The sequence below is a fragment of the Paraprevotella clara YIT 11840 genome, assembly GCF_000233955.1.
GTDB lineage: Bacteria > Bacteroidota > Bacteroidia > Bacteroidales > Bacteroidaceae > Paraprevotella > Paraprevotella clara.
On sequence record NZ_JH376593.1, the window covers coordinates 146642 to 170818 of the forward strand.

Consider the following 24177-nt stretch of genomic DNA (forward strand, 5'->3'; position numbering starts at 1 on the left):
ATCCACGCAATGTTGCAGATATTTTATCTCACGTCATACAACGATTGCAAATACTACAAAAAATGAACTATTCTTTGTAAAAAACATGCGATGAAAGTTTTTAATTTATATTTTTGCAGCGGATATGGGAATATACAGGCTTATCATATTGTTCTTATTAGGTGCTCTTACTTTGCAAGTGGAAGCCCAGGACGAGTTTGTTCCTATTGATGGAGAACCGAGAATAAAAGTCGTGTTTTACAAAAAAGTACAGAAGGAGTTCTATCAAGGCGACTCCATCACCGTGATTATCATGCCCGAACTACCGGTATATCCCCCACTGAAGTTTAAGAACAAAAGGGAAGCCATGCGGTATAACAAATTGGTTTATAACGTAAAAAAAACACTTCCCATTGCTAAAATGGTTAATCAGACCATATCCGAAACTTATGAGTATCTGGAAAAACTACCTACTAAAAAAGAAAAAGACGCTCACATACGAGCCGTAGAGAAAGGTATAAAAAAGCAATATACCCCACAAATGAAAAAGCTGACTTATTCACAGGGGAAACTGCTCATCAAGTTAGTGAACCGCGAATGCAACCAAAGTTCTTTCGAAATAGTGAAAGCCTTTTTCGGCCCTTTCAAAGCCGGATTCTACCAAACGTTTGCCAGCATATTCGGAGCCAGCCTAAAAAAAGACTATGATCCAGAAGCCGACGACCGGCTGACGGAACGGGTTGTAAGAATGGTGGAAGCTGGTACATTATAATGTTCACAACTTCATCTTACGGGCAAACTCCCACACCAATATCCCGGCCGTAACAGAAACATTTAGAGAATGTTTCGTCCCGAACTGAGGTATTTCTATACACCCGTCGCACTGGTCGACAACTTCTTGTTGCACACCTTTCACTTCATTTCCTAATATAATGGCATATTTTTTTGCTTTATCCGGCTGGAAGTCCTGCAACATAATGCTACCTTCCACCTGTTCCACAGCCCAAACTTCGTAACCTTCGGCCTTAAGATGCTCCACCGCATCTTGCGTACGCTCATAATATACCCAATTCACGGAATCTTCCGCCCCCAATGCCGTTTTATGGATTTCCACTTGCGGCGGAGTGGCTGTAATTCCGCACAGATACACGGATGCTACCCTAAAAGCATCGGACGAGCGGAATACGGAACCTACATTATATAAGCTTCTTACATGGTCCAGTACCACAATCAAAGGAAGTTTTTCAACCGTCTTGAATTCTTCGGTAGAGATTCTATTCAGTTCCGTTATTTTAAGTTTTCTCATTGCTTTCAACATATTTGTTCACAAAGATAATAAAACCCATAAAAACTACTTGATAACTCGTTCACAAATCGTAAACAGATTATTAAAAAGAAACTTTGGATTTAGAAATTCAGTAGTGTTACAGGAATATTTCAAACCACCAAATAAATTAGTAAAAGATAGAAATGAACTTTAAACCGTATTTTCATCAGGTTTATGCAGCCTTTTTCCCCTAAAGTTTTTAACTTTGTAGGTTATGAACAACTCGTTAAAAACGATAAAGAACATACGATAATGCATTCAGTTTAAAGAATAAGAGACCCAAGGCTCATGTTGAAAAGTGATATATTACCCGATACCCCGCTTTGATAACTTAAAAAACAAGTTTCAGGCTTCTTTTTTATCGACACTATCAACAGCCTATCATCATTTACATTAGATTTTTTCAAAAAATAGAAATAAGAATTAATAATATATATATGGTTAAGAAAGAGTGGATAGACAAGGGGTTTGTGGATGAACCCATAGCAAAGGAGCTTGATTTGAAAAGTGAGATCAGGGAACTTTGCCGGAAGAAGAATGCCGTCATCATGGCGCATTACTATACGGAAGGAATCATCCAGGATTTGGCTGACTTCGTGGGAGACAGTCTGGCACTGGCTCAAAAAGCTGCCAAGACCGAAGCGGATATCATCGTCATGTGCGGTGTGCATTTCATGGGAGAGACCAATAAGATTCTCTGTCCTGACAAAAAGGTCTTGGTTCCGGATTTGAATGCCACCTGTTCGCTGGCCGAAAGTTGTCCAGCGGATGAATTCTCCCGGTTTGTTTCAGCTCATCCCGGCCATACGGTCATCTCGTACGTCAATACTACGGCTGCCACCAAGGCTGTCACGGATGTGGTGGTCACTTCGAGCAACGCCCGCCAGATTGTGGAAAGTTTCCCTTCTGATGAAAAGATCATTTTCGGTCCGGACCGGAATCTTGGCAACTATATCAATTCCGTTACCGGACGTGACATGCTGCTTTGGGACGGAGCTTGCCACGTGCATGAAAAATTCTCCGTAGAGAAAATATTGGAACTTAAAAAATCCCATCCCGAGGCCAAGGTGCTGGCTCATCCGGAATGTAAAGGAGCTGTGTTGAAACTGGCAGATGTGGTCGGTTCTACCGCAGCATTGCTGAAATATGCCATCCGTCATGAAGAAAAGGAATTTATTGTGGCTACGGAAAGCGGCATATTACACGAGATGCAGAAGGCTTGTCCGGAGAAAACCTTCATTCCGGCTCCTCCGGACGACAGTACGTGTGCCTGCAACGAATGTAATTACATGAGGTTGATTACGTTGGAAAAACTCTATAATACCTTGAAATACGAGTGGCCGGAAATCGTAGTGGATGCGGAAGTGGCGGAAAAGGCTGTCAAACCGATTCACAGAATGTTGGAAATCTCCGAGAAGTTAGGATTGTAATGAAGCGTTTGAAGACTTTTACCGATGAACGTGGCAGCCTTACCGTGGCTGAAACCGGAAAGGATTTGCCTTTTGAAGTAAAGCGGGCATACTGGATTTACGGTGTACCCAAGGGGCATGAACGCGGCAAGCACGCTAACCGTATCACCTATCAGTACTTGGTGGCCGTGAGAGGATGCGTGACAATAACCTTGGAAGACAAGGACGGACGGCGGACGTATGTGCTCGACGCACCGGACAAGGGGCTGCTCATTCCGCCGCTGACGTGGAACGAGTTGCTGCATTTCTCTGAAGATGCCGTGTTGTTGGTCTTGTCTTCCCAGCCTTACCGGCCTGAGATGTATATCAACTCTTACGAAGAGTTTCTGCGTATGATTCATGAATAGATGGAGGTGTGGAGATGGAAAGCAGATGGGAAATAAAGCGGTATAGCGATGGCTGTAAGGATGAATGGGACGATTTCGTACGGGATTCCCGTAACGGGACTTTCCTTTTCATGCGCGGTTATATGGATTATCATGCCGACCGTTTCGCAGACTTCTCCCTTATGGCTTACAGGGACGGACGGCTGCATGCTTTGCTGCCCGCACACTGTACGGCGACGGAGTTTTGCAGCCATCGTGGACTGACGTATGGCGGAGTCGTGACGGATGAGAAGATGACGGCTGCGCTCATGTTGGAGTTGTTTGGGGAAATCTTTCGCTATTTACGGACGTATACATCGGTAGGCAAGTGGATTTACTCACCCGTACCTTATATATATGCCCGTTATCCCAGCGAAGAGGATTTGTATGCGTTGTACCGCTTCGGGGCACGCCTGTCAGGCCGTAAAGTTTCCACGGTCATCCCCTCTGCAACGGCTTGGGGATTCAGTACGCTTCGGCGACGTAAGGTGAAGCACGCCGTACGTGAGGGATTGTCCATCAGCCGTGATGAAGATTTTTCGGCCTTTTGGAAAGTATTGGAAGGGAATCTGATGGAACGCCACCAGTCGCGTCCCGTGCATACCTTGGAAGAAATCATGTTGTTACATCACCGGTTTCCGCAACAGATATTGCTGTACAGGGTTTGTCGTGCGGAGGGGCGTACGGTGGTCGGTTGCGTGTTGTACGTGACGGAAAGGGTGGTTCATGTACAATATATCGGTTCCACTCCCGAAGGAAGGGCGTGCGGAGCCGTGGATTTGTTGTTCCACTATTTGATTCACGAGGCATACAAGGATGTTCCTTACTTTGATATGGGGACTTCCGTGGAGGAAGGTGGCCGTGTATTGAATGAAGGGTTGATATTCCAAAAAGAAGGTTTCGGCGGACGGGCAGTGGTGTATGATACGTACGAAATGGAGGTGTGAAAAGTCGTGTTATTTTGTGCGGCAAACGATTTTTCAATCTCCTGTGAATGATTTTCAGATCTGCTGAGAATGATTTTACGATGTGCTGAGGGCTTTATGAACTCCTCTCCTAATCGACTTTTTGCTTGAAAAAAGCTTCACCCATTCATACTGTTTGGATGACAAGCGGTTAAGGTGAACTTTGTGGGACAGAAGGTTTCACCGTGCATTCACCGGCTTTTACCGGAAATGCAGTGCCTGAATGATATAAAAAGTGTTAAGCCTTCACCTTAACCGTTTGTCATATAGGGAGTATGGAGGTTCCGTGAATGATAATTTCCTTGTGATTCCGGAAGGTGGATTGGGATTTGTGAGTAGGGAAATTAAAAGCTCGAAAAATTTCCCTGAAAGAAAAATAGTCGTAAATTAGCTTTCTGAAATGTTTGAAGTAAAGTCATGGTAAAATATTTGGATTTAAAGAAAATCAATGATTCTTTCGAACCGGAATTGTCGGAGGCTGTAGCACGGGTGGTACGTTCCGGATGGTATCTGTTCGGGAAAGAGGTGGAGACTTTCGAGCAGCGGTTTGCCCGTTATTGCGGGGTCGGGTATTGCGTGGGGACGGGGAACGGACTGGATGCCCTTACGCTTATCTTTATGGCTTATGTCAGTATGGGGCGGATGAAGGCGGGAGACGAAGTCATCGTGCCGGCAAATACCTACATAGCTTCCATATTGGCGGTCATGCGTGCCGGACTCAAACCGGTATTTTGCGAGCCTGAATGGGATACTTGCAACATAGATCCCGGGAAAGTGAAAAATTTGATTTCTGTGCGCACAAAAGCGGTCATGGTGGTGCATCTCTATGGCAGGGTGTGCCGGATGGATGAGATAAGCCGTACGGCCCGTAAAAACGGTTTGTTGGTGGTAGAGGACTGTGCGCAGGCTCATGGTGCGGTGTATCAAGGTGTGAAAGCCGGTGCTTTGGGGGATGCCGCAGGATTCAGTTTCTATCCCGGTAAGAATCTGGGAGCTTTGGGAGATGCCGGAGCTGTCACGACCAGTGATAAGGATTTGGCTGAGCGGGTACGCATGTTGGCCAATTACGGTTCTTCGGCCAAATATGTACATCCATACGTGGGTATCAACAGCCGTCTGGACGAGTTGCAGGCAGCGGTTTTGAATGTGAAGCTCGGGCGGTTGGACGAAGACAACGAACGCCGTTGCCGGGTAGCTTGCAGATACATGAAGGAAATAAAGAATCCGGAAATGGTTTTGCCACAAATGGCAACCGAGACAGATGCGCATGTATTCCATATTTTTACGATATTCACTCCCGGACGTGATAGGCTGCGTGAACATTTGGAGCATTATGGCGTGCAATCCCTGATACACTACCCTATCCCACCTCACCGGCAAGGTGCATTGTCAGCGTACGCTTCGCTGTCATTGCCGGTGACAGAGCGTATTCATCGTGAGGAATTGAGCTTGCCGATGTCTCCTTTATTGACAGATGAGGAAATCAATTCGGTGGTAACTGCCGTAAATACTTTTAATGGATGAAAGTGACGCGGTTCACGATGGCTTTTTTTCCTTCTGCATTGGTGGAGATGATATTGTAGACTCCTGAAGAGACTCTTTTGCCGCTTTGGTTCCGTCCGTTCCAGGTGAACAGACCGCCGTTAGCACGACCGGAATATACCAATTGTCCTGTGACGGTAGTGATTTTGACTTCAGCATTGAGGGTCAGCCCGTCTACTGCGATAACTCCGTTGTAGTCCGGTTTTACGGGATTGGGATACACACGCACGTTGCTTTTATCTAATTCTGTGGCAGGAGTATTGGCATCGCTCATATACGATACGAGCCCTAAAAAGGTACCTATCATGACTTCTCCGGTTTGCGGATTGACGGCTATGCTCTGTATTTCATCGGATATGAGTGGAGAGTTGTCCGTAGTGAAATGCTGTAATATTTCCTGTCCGTCTGCACTTACCAGGTAAACACCGTCTGCAACCGTCCCTATCCATTTCCGGTTGGCTGCGTCAATGGCTATGCTGCTGATATTAACACCGTTGAGCAAATAGTCGGCATAGTCCGTTCCGTCGTTACGGGCGATTTTGATTTGGGTAAACCTGAAGTCGTCGTTTTGGATGAAGTCGTCCGGGTCTTCTATGACGAAGAGTCCTTCGCTTGTACCCACCCATATTTGATTGTTGAGGTCTTGTGCAAAGCTATAGAAATAGTATGGAGCATACTCAACACCGTCTTGATTGGTGATATCTTTCCTTATTATATGTATATCATCTGATGTGTCTTCCAAAGTTTCGTGGTAATCCAATACGAAAATACCAGCTTTGTTGGTAGAATTTCTTTTAGAGAGAACCCATAGTCTTCCTTTGTCATCGAAAAACATATCAGGAAGGTTGGGGGCTGTTTTAAGTTCTTCGTAATACAGTCTTGTCCAGGTATTGTCTTTTTTCAATATGGTCAAGACGGTGTCTACTTGACAATTCACCATCCATAGATTTCCTTCTGTGTCATATGTTAATGCATCGCAGCGTACATAGTTTTCTGGAGTAGATTGTACTGGTTGAAGTGTTCTCAGCAGACTGTTTGTGTAGTCGAACCGTTGTACGAATTTTAAGTCTTTGAATTCATAAAGTCCGTGTCCGGCAGAAGTTACAAAATGATGCGTTGGGTCATTCGGGTCTTGGGCTATGCTGGATATGTTGGTATAGGTCAATCCTGTTTGTTCCGCAATGTTGTCTTCAATGAAATTATACCATGTTCCGTTGTCGTAATACATGATAGTGCCTTCTCTGTTGATACTATTATAGTTCAAATCTCCGCCGGCAATGAGCAAACGATTGCCATTGTAGTGCATGTTGCAAAAATAGTCGCGGATGGGGCTGTTAGGCTGGATGGCAGATTGCGTGGCAGAGAGTGTCTTGCCTGAAAGAACATAAGGTTGCAATCCTTTTATGCCTTGGCTTGCCCAATATGTACCGTTGTTATAAACTAAATAATTGAATGGATTGTCTTGTTTGATTTCCTGTTTGTCTGTGACGTTGTTGAACAGATAAATATGGGAAGAGTTTCCGGTGAGCATGACGTCTTCGGAGCAAGAAAAAAATGAGTAGCCTCCTTTTACCAAGGCTGTGATTGTATAATATTGTTGGTCGATGGTGAATAACCCTGTACTCTTGTTATACCCAATCAGTTTACCTTTGAAGAATGTAAGTTCGTGGAAGAAGTTAGTGCTGGTGTGCTTCCAATTGTTTTTATCCAATAAGTTAAGGTTCAAGTCGCCTATGTTGAAACCGTTTTCCGAACAACAAAGGTAGATGTAATGTGCATCTGCCGTACAACTGTATACGTTCAAGTTTAAGTCGTATGTAGCTTCGAATTCTTCTTTATCCGTATTCACCACGACTATACCGAAGTTCGTGCATATATATGCTTTTTCGTTTACTACGGAAACATTATTGATGATGAGGTTAGAATAGTTTTTGTCTTTTAATTGCTTCATGTTGACCACCTCGTTGTCCGGATAGATTAAGTCTATGTTTCCGTTTTCATATACAAGAATAAGCTTTTGGCTTGCGTTGCTATATCTTATGAATTGTATTTTGGTGTCGTGCAATCCGTTAAGTCTATCGAACACGTAGACTTCCGTATCTTCGGTGTTGTAACTGAAAAGATTTCCATTACAAAGAGAATATACTTTATGTCCTACCGGTATATTATAAGTAGATATTTGCAATGCCGGATAAGCTTTCCAAGAACCGATAGCCTGTCCGAATGAAATGGTCGTATATATAAAGAATATAAACCATAAAATATATTTATTCATAAGATTTACTATTAAATTTATACTCCTTCTTTATTAACGGGATAATGCTGATAAATTGTGCTTTACGATGTTTTTTTCATTTGTCGATTTCATTCGACAATGGATATTTATAAGGCTTGAAAATTTTATCTTCATGTCTTCGTCTTATTAAGTTTCTTTTCAAAGTAAGGCCCTCTACCTACGAGAAAAGGCACATAAGAATTGATTAGTTTGATAGGTAAGCAGCAAATGATGATGGTTAATAGAGTCAATATTATATTGGTAGCATATCCTCCATACTCTATTATGCTTTTGAAATATAATTTAAAGCATCCAATGATGTAATTTTGCAGAGCTAAAATGATAATCGTATTTTTGCCAATAAAAGAAACGGCTTTGTCTATTTTCAGATGTGAGAAAGCCTTTATGAAAATGGTGTATATTGGCATTACTAAAAGGCCGCATATTACAATCTGTATGTTTTTGAATATCATATTGCTATAATTACCATATCGTATGCATACGAGTGTTATGCAAAAAGCAATGATGGCGCCTAAGATATGTTTTGATGTCAAAGATTGGATAAAATCCTTGTTCATGTTGGAAAAAGCATAAAAAGGAATATATAGCAATGCTGCCGACAAATTCCAAGGTAAATAAGAAGTCCATGGAATACAATGTAAAAGGGGACATATCGATACGATAATTATGACTATGGGTTTAGGAAATTGTCGAATGAGTAAATAATAGATTATTTGCATACTGAACAAGCAGCAAATAAACCAATATGGGGCAATAATGGTTACGGGGGTTCCATAAGCGAATTCCATTAAAGGCTTCCATAGCGGGATATCCAATTCATTTCCTCCTATCCAGTCTCGCCCAAAGAGTAACCATGAAATATAGAAAAATGTAAAAAAGGATATATAGGGTATTAATAATTGTATGCTTCTGTGTTTTAGGAAATAACTGAGTGAATGGAATTTGTTTGTGTTGAAAAGAAATCCTGCTATCATGAAAAAAGCAGGCATTCTCAGTAAGGACAATAATTCTCCTACGTATCCGTCAGCGCGGTGAGGAATATGGTAGGATACAACCAAAAATATAGAGAAAAATTTGGCATAATCTACCCATGCATATCTGATTTTTGGAGAAGTATCATAGGATTTTATGTTTGCTTTTTCCATTCTATACTTATTTATTTGGCAAATTCATTTTGTTGAGAATATAATCTGTGGATTTTTTAAGTCAATAATTATTCTTTCTTAGATAATCACAAAGGGCAGCTACTGCACGTGCGCGGTGGCTGATGCGGTTCTTGATGTCGCTACCCAATTCGGCGAATGTGGTTTCATAACCGTCGGGTTGAAAGATAGGATCGTAGCCGAATCCGGATTCTCCTCTTTTTTCTCTGGTAATTTGTCCCTTCACAATTCCTTCGAACTGCCTTTCTTCTCCTTTTTCTATTAACGAGATAATGGTGCGAAATTGTGCTTTTCGATCATTTTTTTCTTCCATTTCTTTCAGGAGTTTATTCATGTTGGCTTGAGAGTCATGTCCTTGTCCGTCGGCATAACGTGCGGAATACACGCCCGGTGCCCCTCCAAGGCTTTCTACTTCCAGTCCGGTATCATCGGCAAAACAATCTAACCCATAATGTTCGTATACGTACCGTGACTTTTGTCGGGCATTGCCTTCAAGAGTATCGGCTGTTTCGGGAATGTCGGCATGACAATGGATGTCGGCAAGACTTAATATTTCGATGCTGTTACCTAAGATAGCTCTTATTTCTTCCAATTTATGAGCGTTGTTTGTGGCAAAAACAAGTCGTTTTTTCATGTTCCGTTATTTTATTTTTAATTTATCGAATCCTTCTCCATAGACACCTACTACATTACTTTGCGAAACAAAGGCTTTGGGGTCAATACGGTGAATGAGACGGAATATTTCTATACCTTCACGTCGTTTTGCCAAAACAACCAATACCTTTCTCGGTTCCTTGCTGTACCAGCCTTCCCCGTTAAGAATGGTGACTCCTCGGTCGAGTTGTTTGCCTATGGCTTCCGCTATCTCGTCATATTTGTTGGAAAAAATAAGAAACTGTACGGATTGGCGTGCACTGTTCATATAATAGTCCAACATAATCATGGAAATGATGAGTACGCAAAATCCGAATACTACTTTTTGCGATTCGTGAAATACAAAATAGCTGGAAGATACGATGGCAATATCGCAAAACATAAGTGCGCGTCCTAAACTGATGTCGCGGTATTTGTTGACAATGGCAGCTATGATATCAGTTCCTCCTGTACTACCATTACTTAAAAAGACAATGGCGAGCCCTACTCCTTCGCAGCAAGCTCCAAGTACACAGGCCATAAAAGTCTGATCTCCCAGAATCATAGGAAGTTGTCCGCTTTCGTCAGACAAAAGTTTTTGGAAAAGGTCGAATTCGAATGTCAGGGCCAATGTACCTACAATCGTTTTTAAACAGAAACGGAAGCCTAAAATTTTGATGGCAGCGATAAGTAAGGCTGCGTTAACCAAGAAATAAGTATATTGTACAGGAAAACCTGTGGCGTAGTATATGATAGCGGATACACCGGATAATCCACCGGTTGTAATTTGGTAAGGTAAGATAAAAGCGGTGAATCCTAACGCATAAATAGTAAGTCCTATAAAAAGACTAATGTAATCTTTGGTTTCTTGCCAAATATCTTCTTTTGAGTATTTCATATTTATTGAATACAAAGATTTTTATGTAGGAGACTACTTGAAAAACAAGTAGTCTCCAAAAGGTTTGACACTATTTTAATACTATATTTACGATACGCTTCGGCACGATAATGACCTTGACGATTTGCTTGCTTTCCGTGTACTTTTGGGTTTGTTCGTCATTCAGTACCGTCTTTTCGATGGAAGCATTGTCGACATCTGCAGGAAAGTCCAATGTGAAACGGGTTTTCCCGTTGAAGGAAATGCTCAGTTTCATGCTGTCTTCCGTCAGGTACTCTTCCTTCCATTCCGGCCATTCGGCATCGCATACGCTATTTGCTTCTTCCAGAGCATGCCATAATTCTTCTGCGATATGCGGAGCAAAGGGAGCCATGAGGATGACCAACGTGCGAAGAATGTCCCGGTTATGGCATTTCTGTTGAGAAAGTTCATTCACGCAAATCATGAATGCACTGATAGAAGTGTTGTAAGAAAAAGCTTCGATGTCCGCCGTGACTTTTTTGATAAGCTTGTGCAACGATTTCAGTGCTTCCTTGTTGGCTTCCCCTTCTGTGAGCAGGAAATTACCTGTGCGGTCGTAGAACAAGGCCCAGAACTTCTTCAGAAAACGATGACAGCCGTCGATGCCGTTGGTGTCCCAAGGTTTGCTTTGTTCCACCGGACCGAGGAACATTTCATACAGGCGGAGCGTGTCGGCTCCGAACTTCTCTACTATCATATCCGGATTGACCACATTGAACATACTCTTACTCATTTTTTCAATGGCCCATCCGCAAATGTATTTTCCGTCTTCCAGAATAAATTCCGCATCGTGATACTCCGGCCGCCAGTTACGGAAAGCTTCGATGTCCAGCACGTCGCCCGATACGATATTGACATCCACATGCAGAGGCGTAGTGTCGTATTGGTCTTTCATATTTAGCGAAACGAAAGTGTTGGTGTCTTTGATACGATACACAAAGTTACTCCGTCCCTGTATCATGCCTTGGTTGATGAGCTTTTGGAACGGTTCTTCTTTGCAACTGTAACCCAAGTCATGCAGGAATTTGTTCCAAAAACGACTGTAAATCAGATGGCCGGTAGCGTGTTCTGTACCGCCCACGTATAAGTCTACGTTTTGCCAGTAAGCATCCACGTCCTTGTCTACCAGTGCATGGTCGTTTTTCGGGTCCATGTACCGGAGATAATAGGCAGAACTGCCTGCAAATCCCGGCATGGTGTTCAGTTCCAACGGGAAAACCGTTTGGTGGTCGATGCGTGAGTTTTCCGTCACGCAACGGTTCACGGTATCCCATGCCCATTTCGTGGCATGTCCCAATGGCGGTTCCCCGCTTTCCGTGGGGAGGAATTTGCTGACTTCCGGTAATTCCAACGGCAGGCAATCTTCGGGAATCATGTAAGGCATTTGATTTTTGTAATATACAGGGAACGGTTCGCCCCAGTAGCGTTGGCGACTGAAAATGGCATCGCGCAAGCGGTAGTTTACCTTTACCCTACCCAATCCATGCGTTTTGACATACTCTTTTGTGGCTGCAATGGCTTCCTTGACGGTCAGTCCGTTGAGCGAGAAATCAATATAGGGAGTCACCCCGGTGCGTGGCGAATTGGTTACGATTCCTTCTTTGGCATCGAAACTTTCTTCACTTACGTCGCAACCTTCCACCAACGGGATGATAGGCAAGTTGAAATGTTTGGCAAAGGCATAGTCACGGCTGTCGTGTGCCGGTACGGCCATGATGGCTCCTGTCCCGTAGCCGGCCAACACGTAATCGCTTATCCAAATGGGGATGTTTTCGCCCGTGAAAGGGTTGACGGCATACGAACCCGAGAACACGCCGGTTACGCGGCGGTCGGCGATGCGTTCGCGTTCCGTACGTTTTTTGGTGGCATCGAGATAAGCTTCCACTTCCGCCTTCTGGGCTTCGGTCGTAACTTCCGGTACCCATTCGCTTTCGGGAGCCAACACCATGAACGTGACGCCGAACATGGTGTCGGCCCGTGTGGTAAAGATAGTGAATTCCTTATCGCTGTCTTTTATTTTAAATTGCACTTCCGTGCCTTCAGAGCGTCCTATCCAGTTGCGTTGCGTTTCTTTCAATGAATCCGTCCACTCCACCGTGTCCAATCCATCCAATAAGCGTTGGGCGTATGCACTGACACGCAGGCACCATTGGCGCATCTTTTTCTGAACGACGGGATAACCTCCGCGTTCGCTCACGCCGTCCACTACCTCGTCATTGGCCAGTACCGTACCGAGTTTCGGACACCAGTTCACCATCGTTTCGCCCAAATAGGCGATGCGGTAATTCATGAGCGTCTCCTGCTGTTTCTTTTCGTCCATGGCTTTCCATTCGTCGGCAGTGAACCGCAGTTCCTCGCTACAAGCCACGTTCAAGCCTTCCGTACCATTTTTATCAAATGCCTTTATCAGTTCTTCAATAGGGCGTGCTTGCTGCCTGTCATTGCAATAATAACTGTCGAACATCTTTTGGAAAGCCCATTGCGTCCAGTGGTAATAGGCCGGGTCGCAAGTACGTACTTCCCTATCCCAGTCGAAGCAAAAACCAATCTTGTCCAACTGTTCACGGTAGCGGTTGATATTGGCCGCCGTGGTAACGGCCGGGTGTTGCCCCGTCTGTATGGCATATTGCTCGGCCGGAAGTCCGTAAGCATCGTATCCCATGGGATTCAACACGTTAAATCCTTGCAGACGTTTGTAACGTGCGTAAATATCCGAAGCAATGTAACCTAACGGATGTCCTACATGAAGTCCTGCACCACTGGGGTAAGGAAACATGTTGAGTACGTAGAACTTCTCCTTGTCTTTGTTTTCCACAACCTTGTAAGTCTGATGCTCTACCCAATATTTCTGCCATTTCGGCTCTATTTCTCTAAAATTGTATTCCATGTTATATGTTGATATTTTTATTTTAATCCGTTTATAGAGTGATGCACGTTTATCCATGCGCCGGTGATTTCTACAATATACATTTTGTGATAACCGCCTTGTTTACCGTACCATCTTTCGTTGAGCGACGGGTCGAGGAAAGCTTCGGGAGCCAGATTGTCGGCATACAACTTCCTGCAGGCCAAAGCGAGCCGTGCCTGTTCAAAAGTCACGCATTTGCCGTCTTCAAGGGGATATGGCGTGAGTCCGCTTTCGAGTGTCTTGTCTATATCCCGTCCGGATTTTGAACCGCATAAGTTATATACTTCACGCGCCTTGGGCGATTTCCCCAAGAAAGAGAGCGTCATGAAGTCGTTGTTTTCCGTAAATTCAAAAGTATAGCGTTCGGGACGAATGAATACGAAAGCTACAGGTTTGTTCCATAACCACCCTATTCCGCCCCATGATGCGGTCATCATGTTATATCGGTTGGCATCGCCAGCACAGACTAACATCCATTCTTTGCTGATCGTTTCGAAAAAATTCTCCGTAAGTTCAGAGACTTCTATCTTTTTCATGCTCTTTTCTTTTTATAATAAGGTGCAAAGATAGTGAAAGGCGAGCGCAGAGACAAATGAAAACGCAGTTTTCTGATTTGTCTTTGCCGAGCCGCCTCCTATTTTCGTGGAAACAAAGATACGGATTTTACAGGTCGCAGCGAATATTTTCAGGATATTCCTTGACGTAAATCAAGAAAAAAAGGTTTTATGGGAATATTACGTCTGAAAGTATGCATCTTTCAGGAATATCGTGTAACTTTGCATTGTCTTAAAACAAGAGACGATATTGAAAGCATCGTGAGATGCAATAGATTAGGTATTAGATTGAGGTAAAAAAGATTGTTACAGTATAATGTTAAGCATAGGACTGCGTGAAGCAGTAGTTTAATAGGAAAAGCAAACGAATAGTTCGTTTATTGTTTATGAGAAAAATTTTGAGAGATTAAAGATTTGTTTGTCGGGGCTTTCCTCTTGTGATCTGAGGGTTGTCCCGTTTTTTGTATCTTGTAGAAAAACAGAATCATCCGTTTCAAATCAGAAAAAATAATCGTATTTTTGTGGTTGATTCTAAAAAGTTAACGATTATGGCAAAAGAAGGGTTGACCCCGATGATGAAGCAATTTTATGATTTGAAAGCGAAACACCCCGATGCGATCATGTTGTTCCGCTGTGGGGATTTCTATGAAACTTATTGTGAGGATGCTGTCGTTGCTTCTGAAATATTGGGTATTACCTTGACAAAACGTAGCAATGGCGGAAGGAACGGCGAACCGGTGGAGATGGCTGGCTTCCCTTACCATGCCTTGGATACGTATTTGCCTAAACTCATCCGGGCAGGGCGGCGTGTGGCCATTTGCGACCAGTTGGAAGACCCTAAGCTGACCAAGACATTGGTGAAGCGGGGGATTACGGAGTTGGTGACTCCCGGAGTTTCAATGAATGACAATGTATTGAGTTACAAGGAAAACAATTTCCTTGCTGCCGTACATTTCAATAAGAATGTTTGCGGCGTAGCCTTTTTGGATATCAGCACGGGAGAGTTTCTCACGGCAGAGGGTACGTCTGAATATGTAGACAAACTCTTGGGGAATTTTTCGCCGAAAGAAGTGCTTTTCGAGCGTGGAAAACGGAATCTGTTTGAGGGTAATTTCGGAACAAAGTTTTTTACGTTCGAGTTGGACGACTGGGTCTTTTCCGAACGTTCGGCTACGGAAAAGTTGCTGAAACACTTCGAAGTGAAAAATCTGAAAGGCTTCGGCATCGACCATTTGAAATGCGGCATCGTGGCATCAGGCGTGATTCTGCAATATTTAGAGATGACCCAGCACAGCCAGATCGGGCATATCACGTCCATTTCGCGTATCGAAGAAGAACGTTACGTCCGTTTGGATAAATTCACGGTGCGCAATCTGGAGTTGTTGAATTCCATGGTAGACGGTGGTAATTCTCTGTTGGGCGTGATAGACCGTACGATTACCCCGATGGGCGCTCGCTTGATGCGCCGTTGGATATTGTTTCCGTTGAAAGACGAAAAACCGGTCAACGAGCGTTTGGATGTGGTGGATTACTTTTTCCGCGAACCGGAGTTTAAGGAACTGATTAGCGACCAGTTGCATCTGATGGGCGATTTGGAACGCATCATTTCCAAGGTTTCCGTAGGACGGGTGTCGCCGCGCGATGTGGTGCAACTGAAAGTGGCCTTACAAGCCATCGAACCGATTAAGACAGCTTGCGAGCATGCTTCGGACGAGACTTTGAAGAGGATAGGGGAGCAGTTGAACCTATGTGCTTCCATCCGCGACCGCATAGCCCGCGAAGTACAGAACGACCCGCCTTTGTTGGTCAACAAGGGGGGAGTGATAGCCGAAGGAGTAGACCGGGAATTGGACGAGCTTCGCCATATAGCTTTTGAAGGTAAGGATTATCTGCTGAAGATACAGCAAAGGGAAACGGAACTCACCGGAATTCCGAGTCTGAAGATTTCCTATAACAATGTCTTCGGGTATTATCTGGAAGTGCGGAATACGCATAAGGACAAAGTGCCTGCCGATTGGATACGCAAGCAGACGCTGGTAAATGCCGAGCGTTACATTACCCAGGAACTTAAGGAATACGAGGAAAAGATTATGGGCGCACAGGATAAAATCCTGGTGCTCGAGACGAAATTGTATAATGACCTGGTGTTGGCCTTGGCCGAATTCACACCGGCCATTCAGATTAATGCCAATTTACTGGCACGGTTGGACTGCTTGCTGTCTTTTGCCCAAGTGGCACAAGACAACCGTTATATCCGTCCGGTGATTCAAGACGACGATGTGCTGGACATCAAACAAGGGCGTCATCCGGTGATTGAAAAGGAGTTGCCGGTAGGGGAACAATATATTGCCAACGATGTCTATCTGGACACGGAGAAACAACAAATCATTATTATTACGGGTCCGAACATGGCCGGTAAGTCAGCCCTGTTGCGCCAGACGGCCTTGATAACGCTCATGGCCCAGATAGGTTGCTTCGTTCCGGCCGAATCTGCCCATATCGGATTGGTGGACAAGATATTCACCCGTGTGGGAGCAAGCGACAATATTTCCATGGGCGAGAGTACGTTCATGGTGGAAATGAACGAGGCAGCCAATATCCTGAATAACATATCCTCGCGTAGCTTGGTGCTTTTCGATGAATTGGGACGTGGCACGTCTACGTACGACGGTATCAGCATCGCGTGGGCTATCGTGGAATACATCCATGAAAATAAAAAAGGGAGGGCAAGGACGCTCTTCGCCACGCATTACCATGAGCTGAACGAGATGGAGAAGTTGTATCCCCGCGTGAAGAACTATAACGTGTCGGTGCGCGAAGTGGATCAGAAAGTCATCTTCCTGCGTAAGTTGGAACGGGGAGGAAGCGAGCACTCCTTCGGTATCCACGTGGCCAAGTTGGCCGGCATGCCGAAGAGCATCGTGTCGCGGGCGAATACCATATTGAAGGAACTGGAATCTGCCAACAGCAAGGATGTGATGAAAAACAGCCGTGGAGCAAAGCAGGTCATGCAGGCAGACAACGGCGTGCAGCTCAGCTTCTTCCAACTGGACGACCCAGTGCTGTGCCAAATTCGGGATGAGATATTGCATCTCGACATCAATAACTTAACTCCTATGGAGGCTTTGAATAAGTTGGATGGCATTAAGAAGATTGTGGGTGGAAAATAGTTTTTTGTGTGATTGTTTGCAGCAGGGCGTGGCGTAGTTTCTTTTCGGGAGGAATTTGTAATTTTCTGCGTATGTTGGAGCGTTGGCAATTGACATTAGATTCCTTTTTGTCGGTCAGGCTACAGATTTCTTTAAGTTGGTATCCTTTTAGTATCAAAGTAGCGATTTCCTGTTCAGAAGGAGACAATTCCGGAAAGAAGGATTTGATGTTCTGATAGTCTATTCGGGTTTGTTCGTGCCATTTTGCTATATGGTTTTCTATACTTTTTTGTCTTGGTGTGCCTTGGTTTTCTAATAAGATTTTCAGATATTGGTTGGTTTGCTGTTCTGTCAATCCTTGTGTGTGTGATTGCCGGATATAATGATTGATATGATTCTTGTCAATATTGAATAGGGATATCATTTCCTTTTGTATCTGCTCCAAGTTGTTGTTTATTTGTGTGATGGATGTGAGTTTTCTAGTCAGGTGGTATCCTAAAAATCCGGAAAGAATAAAAGTTATTACCAATACGCCATAAGTACGAGGCTGGATAGAGTCGTTCAGGGTAAAGCAACAGATGGTATAAACAATTAGCGATATCAGGGTTTGTATCGAAATGATAGACGGTTTTAAATGGCTGAGAGTAGAGAGAAAGATAATGCCTATGAGCAGAATCATGTTACCTATAATAAGTATGGCATAGTTTTGTAGAGTAAAAGTTATAAATAGCATTTCTGATATGCAAAACAGTTGGCATACTGACATAAGGCCGATAACAGCGTTTTCCAAATTTATGTATTTGCGTAGAAAAGCCAATAGTAAAAAGGTTATGAAGAACAAATTGATACTGTTAGCTATGAAATAATATTTTCCCATGGGGCCTGATAGTCCTATAAGGTTTAGTATCAGTAATAACCCTCCTCCTATACTCACATATATATATATGAGCAGTCTTTGCTTCTCGATGAATGAATCACCTACATGGTGTCTGAGACTTACGAAGAGTTGGCGATGCAGTTTATTGTTTTTTTGTTTCTCCATATCGGTTTAATGAAAGTTATTAAATTCTCTTCTGTATTCGTTCCTGTAATACGGTTTTCAGGTCCTCTTCTTTTTTTAAATGGAGTTTGGCGCGTATTTTGGAACGTTGGCATGTGATGTTTGACGGGCTTTTACCTAATGTTTTGGCAATGTTTCCGGTTGAATGGTTTTCTAAAATAAGGCGGCATATTTCTTGCTGGGTTTCAGATAACATGGGTAACTTTTGGGCAATGATATTTTTCTTGTTTTGGGAGTGGGTGTACCATTCCGAGATATGCTGTTTGATGTCCGGCATGTTTTTCTTATCTATTAATCCATCCATCAGGCCGTTTATTTCTTCGGAGGACAGTTTCTTGTTTTCAGCCAGTTCCAACAAGCTGGTTAGTGCGGATTTGTCTAAGTCCAAAAGCGAGAATACTTCATATTGGGTTGCAACAAGTTGTTTATTGGTATGGCTGAGTTCATTTATGAGCTTGACAAGCCTGTTGCCTAAAAGGACTATAATAATAAGAAATACCGCTATGATCCAGAATATGTCGTTCAATGTAGGAATGTCAGTAATTATACAACATATCCAGAGGGATATTATAGTGGATGAAGCGATGAACAAAGGATAGAATTTTAAATAAGAAATCAGTGAGAGAAAGAGTAGTACGGTTTGTATGACCGTATGCACAACCACAAAGGGAAGGTTATCTTCATTGTTGTATGCCAAGAAAATCATTTGGAAAATATTGAAAGAATTACATAATACTAAGTGAGTGCATAAGGCTTGCTTCAGTGTGAATTTATGTGTTAGGAACAGTATGAATATTAATAATGAAGGGATACAAACCCCCATCTGTATGTAGGCCGAGAAGGCCGTTTTTGCACTAAACCCCTTGAATAAGGTGAAAAATATAAGTAGATACGTCGTTATCACGAAGTATACATATACTAATAGGCGTTGGTAGTCTATATGATTGTGTTCTATATATCCTCCAAAAAAACTCTTAATTTTCCGATGAAATCGATTAAAAAGAGAAAAAGTAGCCATAGTTATTAGATATAAATTTTATTCTATACAAATATAGCTATTTTAAGTGTATATGTTTGTCGTAATCCTGCTTTTTAAGGTATGTTAGTCTTATTTCTTCCGTTTGAGATTGAAATAGGTTGTTTTATTTTTCATTAAACTCTTTAAAAAGTATAATTTTAAAATAAATTAATAAGGGGATAATAGTGCCCCGATTCGTTTTGGAACAGGTTGTACTACCACGACTGTAGCACAATCTGGTTTTGATAGCGGATACAAGGTATTTTTTATTGAATAATTTTAATTATGTCGAATGAAAGAAAAATGTGATTTAATGTAGATGCGGCAGTATGTCGTAGTGGAGACGATGAGATTTGCATGCAATGCATGATTGCCTCTGAAGTATGGTAAGGAATGAACAAACCTAAAAATCAAAAATGTAAAAAATGAGAATGAAGAAAACAGTTACTACAGCATGCTTCATGTTGGTCTCGGGCGGAGTCTTATGGGCCTGGACAAACGGGGCATGGTTGCGAACAGGGCCGCAAGAGTGGCCGCGAGTCGAAAACATGACTCCTGCCGAGGCATCGCCTGCTGATGACACTGAGGCTTTGGAACAAGCCAAAGAAGCCTTGGAGAAATTGATGTCTGAAGCAGAAGTTAACAAAGACAGGGATGGTGCTTTGAAAGAAGCTTATGAGAATGCCGCACAAAAGTTGGCTAATGATTTAGCTACTCTTAAGGAGGTCGAGGATGCCAAAAATGATCTGAATGGGAAAATCAGTGAGTTTAACTCCAAAAAAGTCTGTTTAGACAAAATGGAGGAAGACTGTCAGAAAGCTTTGAGGTTGTATAATTACTATTATGATGATGCTGTTGTCACCGATTCGATATTCATAGAATCCAACTTTGGAGAGGATGCATCGAAGGTGGCAGACACACTGAAGTATATAGCGAATACGGTCTTGACCGTCGAAAAGGTGGAAGAGATCGGTAAAGGTACGGATTTGACTGACTTCTTGAAAATAGCAGAAGGTAAGTCGAATAATTATCTGGTGGAATTCAGCAGGATTCTTGAAGGCTATATGAATACGATTTTAAGTGGAGGACCATATGAAAGTCTGAAAACAAATCAGGCCTATACGGAAGTTTACAAATGGACGTATACAGAAAACGGTACGCTGTCATGTGTGGTATATAAAGAGGATGCCTTCGGTGAAATGACGATTGAGGTGAAAGACAGTACCGTTTCTTATTATATGATAAACGGCGAGACATGTAATTTGACAAAAATCAAAACATATTCCGATCAATTGGAGGATGCTATCCGGATGGTCGACTTGAAAGAGTTGACGAAAACGGACATTACGCAAACTACGAATACCCTTAATACATATTTCAAGAAGGACGAAAGGAATGACGACACACCGGCATGGAAGACAGTAAACGACCAGATTGAAAAGTGTAAATCGGCCAATGAGCGGGCGGATATCACTTACGAGGAGCTGGACAGCATAAGGGTGGAGATGACGAATTCCTTGTCAACCTTGAACACTTTGCGGACAGAAAACAGGAATAAACTGGAAGAAGAAATCGGGAAAGCCGAACTGTTACTGGCGCAAATAGTAGAAAGCGAAGACCGTAAGGATTTGTCTGAGGCTGTGAACCATGCAAAGGATGTCTTCAACGAATTGCCTTTGATTCTGTCTGTTTATACAGAAGAAGCCGCAAATTTGGATGCAAAGTATGCGGTGTCTAAAAATTATTATGACAATTTGGCCGCTACCTTGAACGGTAAGATTGAAGAGGCGCAACAAGGCAACGAGACTTGGCAAGATAGTGATTTGTCGGCAGCAATAACCCAAGCAGAAGGCGTTCATGCCGGAGCCGGTTCTTTGGGCGTGAAAGACAGCGAAATCAAGTCTGCCACGACAGCATTGGAAAAAGCCTGTGAATTGGCGGCGAACAGAGGCATGGCCAAGCAGCGGATAGCCGATTTGAAAGAGTGCCTGGCTACTTACGGCGACGAAGATGGCGCCTTGCAGGCTTTGATAGAGCGTACAGGACAGGTTACCAACGAGACTGCCGAAAAGCTGTGGAGCGACATCGATGCCAAAATAGAGGACAGGAAAAATGAGAGTGAGGAATGCAAGAGGAACTTGCAGGAAATGATTGATAAAGCCCAAAGCTATTACGACAGGTGGAACACCTCTTTGAGTTTGGAAACTTTGAAGACAACAATAGAATCCGCTAAAAAAACTCTGGGAGAAACTGAAAATATATCGGAGTTGAAGCAAGCTTATGATACTTTATATAAGGTGTATGACAATACGGGAGGAACTTCCGACCCCTATGAGTATCAGTTAGAACTTGAAAAACTTATCAATAATGCAACTGAATTAAATAAAAAGTATAATTACGACCCGTTGAAAGATAAGATTCTGGCTGCCGATGCTGTGAAAAACTCCTTGGAGACATACGTGCTCCAGAACTATATCGTGGCGTTGGAAAACGAAATTAAACAAACGTTAAACCAATACCAGATACTGGTAAAGAGGTTGGATGCTTATTTGATTGAAAGCGTATATGGCAAGATGGAAGAGCGTTATGCAGAGGATATTCCGGATAAGTATACCGGCCGTATAAAAGAAGTGGAAGACGCTTTGGTTGCTGCAGATGATGAAAGCGGAGACCGTGTATGCACCGATATGAATGTGCTGAGCGGTTATCTGCGCGATTTGCAAACGATGGTGTCCGAAGCGGATGCCGAATGGCAACAGGCCGTGGCCGATTTGAAGAAGGCTATCGACGACACTAAGTTGAAATACGACCAGAATTATTCCAGTAACGAACCGTTGAACCAGGCCATTAAGGCGGCAACCGATGAGTATAATAACATCGACACCGATGAGCGTTATTCCGTGATAGCCAATGTGAAAAACATAAGAACCGATTTGGACGATGCGTTAATGAAGGTTGAAGGCACGGCACGAAGGGGCGTGGCTAATGACTACATAGGTATATATGACAAGTTGGTGAAAAATTTCGAAACATACGGTTCAGACAAATACTCCGTGCCTACGTCTAATGTGGGGCCTTACCTCGAAGAAAACAAAGAATTTGCCGACGAGTTGCGACAAGAAGGGTTGATAACCTATTCGTTGGAATTGCTGATAGAACGTCGTGACCGGATCAAACAGGTGGAAGAGGCCTACAACGCTTTCTGTAAGGCTAACGAGGAGTTGGCAGAAGAGATTGTGGTTGGCCGCGAAGAAATGGAGGTTTACTATGGTGAGCAAAGCGAAGGCACAGGACTGTACAAGGCTTTGGAACGTGCCGAATGGGCGCGGACGGAAAGTTGCTGCCTGGATTCTTTGATGAAGTTCAGGTTGAACTTGAGAGATTCCGTAAGCGTGACGGTACGTAAATACCAGACCACCCTTTCCGACATGAAGTCTTTGTGTATCAGTGCCAAGAACAAGCATGCGATGTACTATGGTGCAGCCGATCCGGATTCGGAAATTCTGGATATCTACAATATCGCTACCGATTATATTGAAAAAGAAGAGAAGAACATCTTTACGTTGCAAGCCATGGTAGAGAAGTTGGATACCTGTTATGCTTATGCGGCTGACAGTTGTGCGAAGAAAGAAACGGCCATTCAGGCAGTTATTGATCGTGCCAAAGTGTTGAATGCCCTGATGGCAAACCTTGAATTTGGCGATAAAATCTCGAACGCTATCAATGCCCGTTATGCCATGGATGCCCGCATCGCAGCCATCACCGGGCAGATGGAAGTGTTGGAACAGGCTTATGAAGAGCAACTGGAACTTTATGTAGAGGCTGCCGATGCCATGCGTAAAACAGTGGAAACGGCGACGGAACTGCTGGAACGGACTGCCGACGAAAGTCTGGCCGGACTATTGGCACAGGCCGAGGATATGGTCGGACATCTTGACCCGATGGAAGAAGGTGCCGTGGTGTATGCCGAACTTATCGCAGCCACCGGCTCTCTGAAAGGGAAAGTAGACGAACTGAACCAGATGCTGGCCGACAATCTGGCGCGCCTGCACAAGGCGTTGGCCGATGCCCGTGAGGACGCACTGTCCAAGCATGTTTTCTATTATGGCGCAGATCGGGAAAGTTCTGAAATTATGGACGTTTACCGCCGGTCGGAATCCTATTTGGAATATACCGATACGATGGCGATACGCCTGATGACCGACACCGTGAGCCGTTGCCACAGGGAAGCATCGGTAGCTTGCTCCAAGAAAGAGGCCGAGATTTTGGATGTGATAGGCAAGTCTGAACCCTTGGTGGTGCTGATGGCCGACCAGACCATTGCCGAGGCCATCAGCCGCAGTCAGGATGCGCTGGAAGTGGAAGACGGACGCATTCCGGCATTGGAAGCCGTTTGGCCCGAACTGTCCGAAAAGTATAAGGACAATGCCGCCTTGTACGACCGGGCTATGCTCGCGCTCAACGATTCCATTATCCGTGCGGAAGCCTTGCTCTTGCAGGTAAAGGACGAACCCCTGAAAGCTGCCGTGGCACTGGCCGAAGATGCCTTGTCGCGTGCTGATAAGACTAGTGAGGCTGCCACTCTTTATGAAGACCTGAAACTGACAACCGTGGGGTTGGCCAAAGAAATAGAGCGTGTGCGCAAGGAACTGGAGGCTACCTCTATTTATAAGGTATATGCCGATTCCGAGGAAGTTCCGGTTTATACCTTGCAGGGAAGGTTTGTGAAGAAAGTGCGTCTGGCCGACGAAGATGCGTTCCGCGGCATGCCCGAAGGTATCTATATCGTGGGAGGCAAGAAGATGTATATCAAGGAGAAATAACCAATTT

The 24177-nt window shown here is 43.8% G+C and carries 16 protein-coding genes; 7 read left to right on the top strand and 9 right to left on the bottom strand.

What is annotated here, in order from left to right; all coding sequences use genetic code 11:
• The first annotated feature begins 124 nt into the window (after window positions 1-124).
• Window positions 125-751: a DUF4294 domain-containing protein gene (locus tag HMPREF9441_RS05595; protein WP_008618970.1), complete on the top strand. Its 627-nt coding sequence runs from the start codon at window positions 125-127 to the stop codon at window positions 749-751.
• 3 nt (window positions 752-754) lie between these two features.
• Here the strand turns inward: HMPREF9441_RS05595 and HMPREF9441_RS05600 are convergent, their stop codons facing one another.
• A complete protein-coding gene (locus HMPREF9441_RS05600) occupies window positions 755-1285 on the bottom strand; it encodes an RNA methyltransferase (protein WP_021979827.1) in 531 nt (176 codons plus the stop codon).
• Window positions 1286-1743: 458 nt separating this feature from the next.
• Between HMPREF9441_RS05600 and nadA the strand changes: the two genes are divergently transcribed.
• From nadA to HMPREF9441_RS05620, 4 genes are all read left to right on the top strand, one after another.
• Complete coding sequence (gene nadA / locus HMPREF9441_RS05605) at window positions 1744-2736, top strand: quinolinate synthase NadA (RefSeq protein ID WP_008618974.1); 993 nt, start codon at window positions 1744-1746, stop codon at window positions 2734-2736.
• Window positions 2736-3122, top strand: coding sequence for a sugar 3,4-ketoisomerase (locus HMPREF9441_RS05610; RefSeq protein ID WP_008618975.1), 387 nt, complete (start codon window positions 2736-2738; stop codon window positions 3120-3122). The genes nadA and HMPREF9441_RS05610 overlap by 1 nt, the downstream gene beginning before the upstream one ends.
• Window positions 3123-3136: 14 nt before the next feature.
• Window positions 3137-4087: a GNAT family N-acetyltransferase gene (locus HMPREF9441_RS05615; RefSeq protein WP_008618977.1), complete on the top strand. Its 951-nt coding sequence runs from the start codon at window positions 3137-3139 to the stop codon at window positions 4085-4087.
• A gap of 435 nt (window positions 4088-4522) precedes the next feature.
• Complete coding sequence (locus HMPREF9441_RS05620) at window positions 4523-5629, top strand: DegT/DnrJ/EryC1/StrS family aminotransferase (protein WP_008618991.1); 1107 nt, start codon at window positions 4523-4525, stop codon at window positions 5627-5629.
• Here HMPREF9441_RS05620 and porZ read toward each other — a convergent pair.
• The 6 genes from porZ to HMPREF9441_RS05650 form a co-directional block, all read right to left on the bottom strand.
• Window positions 5619-7922, bottom strand: coding sequence for a type IX secretion system anionic LPS delivery protein PorZ (gene porZ, locus HMPREF9441_RS05625; RefSeq protein WP_008618992.1), 2304 nt, complete (start codon window positions 7920-7922; stop codon window positions 5619-5621). The two genes, HMPREF9441_RS05620 and porZ, sit on opposite strands and share 11 nt — an antisense overlap.
• Before the next feature lie 131 nt (window positions 7923-8053).
• A complete protein-coding gene (locus HMPREF9441_RS05630; protein ID WP_008618993.1) occupies window positions 8054-9088 on the bottom strand; it encodes an acyltransferase family protein in 1035 nt (344 codons plus the stop codon).
• A 61-nt stretch (window positions 9089-9149) separates the two neighbouring features.
• Complete coding sequence (locus HMPREF9441_RS05635) at window positions 9150-9740, bottom strand: non-canonical purine NTP diphosphatase (RefSeq protein WP_008618994.1); 591 nt, start codon at window positions 9738-9740, stop codon at window positions 9150-9152.
• Window positions 9741-9746: 6 nt separating this feature from the next.
• Entirely contained in the window at window positions 9747-10637 is an 891-nt protein-coding gene (locus tag HMPREF9441_RS05640; protein ID WP_008618995.1) for a YitT family protein, read from the bottom strand.
• Window positions 10638-10707: 70 nt separating this feature from the next.
• Window positions 10708-13545: a leucine--tRNA ligase gene (leuS, locus tag HMPREF9441_RS05645; protein ID WP_008618996.1), complete on the bottom strand. Its 2838-nt coding sequence runs from the start codon at window positions 13543-13545 to the stop codon at window positions 10708-10710.
• A 17-nt stretch (window positions 13546-13562) separates the two neighbouring features.
• Window positions 13563-14102 carry a flavin reductase gene (locus HMPREF9441_RS05650; RefSeq protein ID WP_008618997.1) on the bottom strand — a complete coding sequence of 180 codons (540 nt, stop codon included), beginning with the start codon at window positions 14100-14102 and terminating at the stop codon, window positions 13563-13565.
• A gap of 566 nt (window positions 14103-14668) precedes the next feature.
• Here HMPREF9441_RS05650 and mutS point away from each other — a divergent pair.
• Window positions 14669-17290 carry a DNA mismatch repair protein MutS gene (gene mutS / locus HMPREF9441_RS05655; RefSeq protein WP_039864964.1) on the top strand — a complete coding sequence of 874 codons (2622 nt, stop codon included), beginning with the start codon at window positions 14669-14671 and terminating at the stop codon, window positions 17288-17290.
• Here mutS and HMPREF9441_RS05660 read toward each other — a convergent pair.
• Window positions 17265-18311, bottom strand: a complete 1047-nt coding sequence (locus tag HMPREF9441_RS05660; protein ID WP_008618999.1) for a helix-turn-helix transcriptional regulator — start codon at window positions 18309-18311, stop codon at window positions 17265-17267. The two genes, mutS and HMPREF9441_RS05660, sit on opposite strands and share 26 nt — an antisense overlap.
• Window positions 18312-18330: 19 nt before the next feature.
• Window positions 18331-18717: a helix-turn-helix transcriptional regulator gene (locus HMPREF9441_RS19035; protein ID WP_244949638.1), complete on the bottom strand. Its 387-nt coding sequence runs from the start codon at window positions 18715-18717 to the stop codon at window positions 18331-18333.
• A 1061-nt stretch (window positions 18718-19778) separates the two neighbouring features.
• Between HMPREF9441_RS19035 and HMPREF9441_RS05670 the strand changes: the two genes are divergently transcribed.
• Window positions 19779-24170 carry a V-type ATP synthase subunit I domain-containing protein gene (locus tag HMPREF9441_RS05670; protein WP_253270810.1) on the top strand — a complete coding sequence of 1464 codons (4392 nt, stop codon included), beginning with the start codon at window positions 19779-19781 and terminating at the stop codon, window positions 24168-24170.
• The last annotated feature ends 7 nt before the right edge of the window (window positions 24171-24177 follow it).

Excerpts from the sequence above, each read along its gene's own strand:
- porZ (WP_008618992.1), bottom strand. The coding sequence starts at position 7,922 with ATGAATAAATATATTTTATGGTTTATATTCTTTATATATACGACCATT.
- HMPREF9441_RS05610 (WP_008618975.1), top strand. The coding sequence starts at position 2,736 with ATGAAGCGTTTGAAGACTTTTACCGATGAACGTGGCAGCCTTACCGTG.
- HMPREF9441_RS05595 (WP_008618970.1), top strand. The coding sequence starts at position 125 with ATGGGAATATACAGGCTTATCATATTGTTCTTATTAGGTGCTCTTACT.
- mutS (WP_039864964.1), top strand. The coding sequence starts at position 14,669 with ATGGCAAAAGAAGGGTTGACCCCGATGATGAAGCAATTTTATGATTTG.
- HMPREF9441_RS05640 (WP_008618995.1), bottom strand. The coding sequence starts at position 10,637 with ATGAAATACTCAAAAGAAGATATTTGGCAAGAAACCAAAGATTACATT.
- HMPREF9441_RS05670 (WP_253270810.1), top strand. The coding sequence starts at position 19,779 with ATGAAGAAAACAGTTACTACAGCATGCTTCATGTTGGTCTCGGGCGGA.
- HMPREF9441_RS05620 (WP_008618991.1), top strand. The coding sequence starts at position 4,523 with ATGGTAAAATATTTGGATTTAAAGAAAATCAATGATTCTTTCGAACCG.
- leuS (WP_008618996.1), bottom strand. The coding sequence starts at position 13,545 with ATGGAATACAATTTTAGAGAAATAGAGCCGAAATGGCAGAAATATTGG.
- HMPREF9441_RS05600 (WP_021979827.1), bottom strand. The coding sequence starts at position 1,285 with ATGAGAAAACTTAAAATAACGGAACTGAATAGAATCTCTACCGAAGAA.
- HMPREF9441_RS05615 (WP_008618977.1), top strand. The coding sequence starts at position 3,137 with ATGGAAAGCAGATGGGAAATAAAGCGGTATAGCGATGGCTGTAAGGAT.
- HMPREF9441_RS05650 (WP_008618997.1), bottom strand. The coding sequence starts at position 14,102 with ATGAAAAAGATAGAAGTCTCTGAACTTACGGAGAATTTTTTCGAAACG.
- nadA (WP_008618974.1), top strand. The coding sequence starts at position 1,744 with ATGGTTAAGAAAGAGTGGATAGACAAGGGGTTTGTGGATGAACCCATA.
- HMPREF9441_RS05635 (WP_008618994.1), bottom strand. The coding sequence starts at position 9,740 with ATGAAAAAACGACTTGTTTTTGCCACAAACAACGCTCATAAATTGGAA.
- HMPREF9441_RS05630 (WP_008618993.1), bottom strand. The coding sequence starts at position 9,088 with ATGGAAAAAGCAAACATAAAATCCTATGATACTTCTCCAAAAATCAGA.
- HMPREF9441_RS05660 (WP_008618999.1), bottom strand. The coding sequence starts at position 18,311 with ATGGAGAAACAAAAAAACAATAAACTGCATCGCCAACTCTTCGTAAGT.